The sequence below is a fragment of the Sphingomonas sp. RB1R13 genome (assembly GCF_036663775.1).
GTDB lineage: Bacteria > Pseudomonadota > Alphaproteobacteria > Sphingomonadales > Sphingomonadaceae > Sphingomicrobium.
Window position 1 is genome coordinate 1 of record NZ_JAXOJM010000061.1, and the last position, 1,239, is coordinate 1,239.

Sequence of the window (1,239 nt, forward strand, 5' to 3'; positions counted from 1 at the left end):
GCATATCCCCACCTCCGCTCAGCCTGAGCGAAGTCGAAGGCCACGCCCCAACGCCAGCGTCAGACAGGCTCCGCCAAGGTCACGATCGACACCCCCGGCGTCATGGGAACGCGCCCCACCAGATGCCGCTCCAGCCGGAAGATCGCCTCGAACGCCTTGTTGAGCGGTGCGGGCGGCGGCGAGTCGTCGCTGTCGTCGCGGCCCGTGATCCGCCCAGCGATCCGCGCGGCGGCGGCCAGTGGGAACAGCAGCGAGTTGAAATAGCCGAGCTTGCGGGGTTTCAGCCCCGCCTTCTCGATCGCCGACACCAAAGTCCCCTTGGAATAACGGCGATGATGATGGTTCACCACGTCATGCGCCGACCACATCCACTGGTGCGCGGGGACCGCGATCAGGATCTTGCCGCCGGGCTTCAGGCAGGATTTCATCGCGGCCAGTGCGGCAACATCGTCCTCGATATGCTCCACCACGTCGAGCACCGCGATCAGGTCGTACGCCCCCCGCGCGATCCCCGGCAGTTCGGGGAGCGGCGCGGCCTGGACCGGCTTGCCGAGGCGCTGCGACGCGATCTCGCGCGCGGCCGGATCGATTTCGATCGCATCGACCGTGCCGAAGCTGGCCAGCATCGGCAGGTTGTGCCCGGTGCCGCAACCGATCTCGAGGATACGCGCGTCCTTGGGCAGCTTGCCATAGCGGGTCAGATAGTCCGCCAGAATGTCGCGGCGCGCGCGGTACCACCAATGGGTGGAATCATGCGCGGCCATGCGGTCGTAAACGATACGGTCCATGAACTTATCCGAAGACCCATTGGCGGTTGAGCGCGAAGGTCGCGATCGGCGTGATCGTGACCACCGGGATCAGCGCGACCCAGGGTTGTTGATGCATAAGCCCCGTCACGATCCAGGTGAACAGTGCATTGAGCGCCAGGCCGAAACCCTGGACGACGAGGAATTTCAGATGCTGCCTGCCGCTGGAGTCGCGGGTGCCGTGTCCGCGAAAGCTCCACGCGCTGTGCAGGAAGAAGCCGACGATGACCGCGACCAGAAAAGCGGGCGGCACCGCCAGCACGGCCTTGTCGTGTGGCAGGACCCAGGAGGTCAGCGGCAGATAGACGGCGGAATAGACGACCGTCGACAATCCGCCCGCGATACCAAAGCGGATGATCTGGCCCAGCATCCCGCTGGACCGCCATCGATCGATCTGGTGCTGCAGAGTCGCCATACCCCCCAACCTTGCCCT

The 1,239-nt window shown here is 65.4% G+C and carries 2 protein-coding genes; both read right to left on the minus strand.

The features are described from left to right. Positions 1-59: 59 nt before the first annotated feature. On the minus strand, positions 60-788 hold the full coding sequence (locus U1700_RS14855; RefSeq protein WP_332753456.1) for a class I SAM-dependent methyltransferase: 729 nt from the start codon (positions 786-788) through the stop codon (positions 60-62). Between the two features lie 4 nt (positions 789-792). After that, positions 793-1,176 carry a GtrA family protein gene (locus tag U1700_RS14860; protein WP_332753457.1) on the minus strand — a complete coding sequence of 128 codons (384 nt, stop codon included), beginning with the start codon at positions 1,174-1,176 and terminating at the stop codon, positions 793-795. Positions 1,177-1,239 lie beyond the last annotated feature (63 nt).